This is a genomic window from Micromonospora sp. M51 (assembly GCF_018070305.1).
Classification (GTDB): domain Bacteria; phylum Actinomycetota; class Actinomycetes; order Mycobacteriales; family Micromonosporaceae; genus Micromonospora; species Micromonospora parva.
Map to the genome: position 1 here is coordinate 1 of NZ_JAGPXZ010000783.1, position 2,745 is coordinate 2,745.

2 protein-coding genes are annotated in these 2,745 nt (G+C 74.2%); both read left to right on the forward strand.

Annotation, left to right across the window (positions count from 1 at the left end; all coding sequences use genetic code 11):
- The first annotated feature begins 133 nt into the window (after nucleotides 1–133).
- On the forward strand, nucleotides 134–1,729 hold the full coding sequence (locus tag KBX53_RS28710) for a flippase (protein WP_210862702.1): 1,596 nt from the start codon (nucleotides 134–136) through the stop codon (nucleotides 1,727–1,729).
- Complete coding sequence (locus KBX53_RS28715; protein ID WP_210862704.1) at nucleotides 1,726–2,592, forward strand: sulfotransferase; 867 nt, start codon at nucleotides 1,726–1,728, stop codon at nucleotides 2,590–2,592. The genes KBX53_RS28710 and KBX53_RS28715 overlap by 4 nt, the downstream gene beginning before the upstream one ends.
- Nucleotides 2,593–2,745: the final 153 nt, after the last annotated feature.

Sequence of the window (2,745 nt, forward strand, 5' to 3'; positions counted from 1 at the left end):
CTCGAACTGCTTTCGCGGGGCCGCGCCGCCACCCGCCCGGCGGCCGCGAGCACCGCGGCCCCCGCGCTGCCGGCGGAGACCGTGACCGCGGCACGGCCGTGACCATCGGAGAACGGGCCGCCGGGTGCGCGAGGTGACCGGCCGGCCGCCGGCCGCGCCGGATGCCGGCGACCAGCAGGTACGCGGTATGGCCCGCGGCGGTGTGCTGAACCTGGCCAGCGCCGTGCTCAGCCAGGTGGCGCTCTTCCTGGTCATGCTGTTGCTGGCCCGGGCCCTGGGGGTACCCGAACTCGGCCGGTATGCCCAGGTCTACGCGGTGTTGTCGCTGCTGGGGTTGCTCTCGCTCTCCGGTTTCCGGGCCGGGCTGACCCGGTTCGTGGCGGTGCATCTCGCCGACGACGAGCCGGCCGCCCTCCGGGGCGCGATCCGGCTCGGGATCGGCTTCTCGGCGGCCGCGTCCACGGTGTTCGCCCTTGGTCTGGCGGTCGGCGCGCCGTGGCTCGCCGACGCCCAGCCCGACCCGCAGCTCACCACCGGGCTACGGCTGGTGGCGCTGTGCCTGCCCGCCTCGACGGTGTGCGAGGCAGCGCTCGCGGCCACCCGGGGCTGGCGCACCCAACGGGCCTACGCGCTCATCGGCCAGGTCTACGAGCCGGCCGCCCGGTTGGCGCTCACCGCGCTGGCACTCGCCCTGGGGGCGGGCCTGACCGGCGCGTTCTGGGCACTGGTGGTGGCGAGCTGGAGCGCCGCAGCGTTCGCCCTGGTGGCGCTCGCCCGGATGGTGCGCCGGGTGCCCGCCGCCCGGCCCGCGTACCGGCCGGGGGAGCTGTTCCGGTTCTCCACCGTCAGCTGGGTCTCCTCGCTGTCGTCCACCGGGCTGATCTGGGTGGACGCGTTGCTGCTCGGCTTCTTCGACTACGGTCCCGACGCGATCGGCGTCTACCACGTGGCGACCCGGCTGGTCACCATCGCGGTGTTCGTGCTGGCACCGGTCAACGCCTCGTTCGGTCCGCACCTGGCGCACCTCTACCACCAGGGTCGACTGGACGAGGTGCGCCGCATCTACCGGGTCGCCACCGGTTGGGTGCTGCGGTTGTCGCTGCCGGCCTTCGTGGCGTTACTGGTCTTCCCGGAGCAGTTGCTGCGGCTGGTCGGCGGGCCGGGCCTGGCCGGCGGCGCGGCGGTCACCGTGGTGCTGGCGCTCGGTCAGCTGGTCAACGCCGCGACCGGGCCCTGCGGGACGATGCTGAACATGTCCGGCCGGGTCTCGGTGAACCTGATGGACAACCTCGCCCCCCGGCGGCTCAACGGTCTGCTCAACCTCTGGCTCATCCCGGCGTACGGCATTCTCGGCGCGGCGGTGGCCTGGGCGGTGTCGCTGGCGGCGGTGAACGTCGCCCGGGTCTGGCAGGTGCGAGCGCAGGTGCACACGGTGCCGGTGACGGCGGGCATGGTCAAGGGCCTGGTCGCCGCGCTGGTCGCGATGGGTGTGGGGTTCGGTGTGCGCTGGCTGGTCGAGGGGTGGACCGCGCAACTCGTTGTCGGCCTCGCCGCGATCATGGTGGCGTACCTGGCCGTGGTGTTCGCCCTCGGGCTCAGTCGGGAGGACGTCATGGTGCTGCGCGCGGTGACCCGCCGAGGCGGTCGACGTGCCGCCGCCGACCCCGCCGAACCGGCCGACGGGGTGGGTGCCGCTGCGGGTGCCGGCCAGCGCGGGGCGCGCTCGTGAGCGGCGGCGCACGGCGTCAGGTCACCGACCGGCTGCGTCGGGGGGTGCGCACGGCACGGGCCTGGGGACGGGCGGCGCGACCGGGGGAGCCGGGACCGCTGCCGGACTTCCTGGTGATCGGCGCGCAGCGCTGCGGCACCACGTCGCTGTACCACCACCTCGCCGCGCATCCCCGGGTCCGGGTGCCCACCGGCAAGGAGTTGCAGTACTTCAGCGTCCACCACGCTCGGGGGGCGCGGTGGTACCGGGGGCACTTCCCGCGCCTCGCCCCGGGGGAGCGCACGTTCGAGGCGAGCCCCTACTACCTGTTCCATCCGAGCGTGCCGGCCCGGGTCGCGGCGGCCCTGCCGCAGGCCCGCTTCGTCGTCCTGCTGCGCGACCCGGTGCAGCGGGCCTACTCGCACTACCTGCACACCCGCTCGTACGGCGTCGAACCGCTTTCCTTCGCCGACGCGTTGGACGCCGAGGAGGAGCGGCTGGCGAGGGCGACGCGGCGCGGCCCGGACAGCCCGGCCGCGCACCGGGCGTTGCGTAACCACTCGTACGCTGCCCGGGGCCGCTACGCCGAGCAGCTGAACCGGTGGTTCGCGCACGTCCCCCGGGAGCGGATCCACGTTGCCCGGACCGAAGACCTGAACGCCGACCCGGCCGGCACGTACGGCGAGATCGTGCGCTTCCTCGGCCTGCCGGCCTTCACCCCGGAGGCGTTCACCCGGCACACCCGCCGGGTCGACCCGGGCGTCTCCGAGCTGACCCCGGCCCTGCGGGAGCGCCTGAGCGAGCAGTTCGCGCCGCACAACGCGCGCCTGGCCGCCCTGTTGGGCTGGCCCGACCCCTGGCTTGGACTAGGGCCTGTTTCATAAGAACTGGCCGGCCTGCGGCGGGCCCGGACGACGACCGGCGGCGTTGCGGTTTCGTCCGGATACGACACCGGTATCCGGACGAAACCGCGCCTTGTCGGATCGCCGCCCGGACTCCGCCTCGGCTCGGCCACCCTTATGAAACAGGCCCTAGCG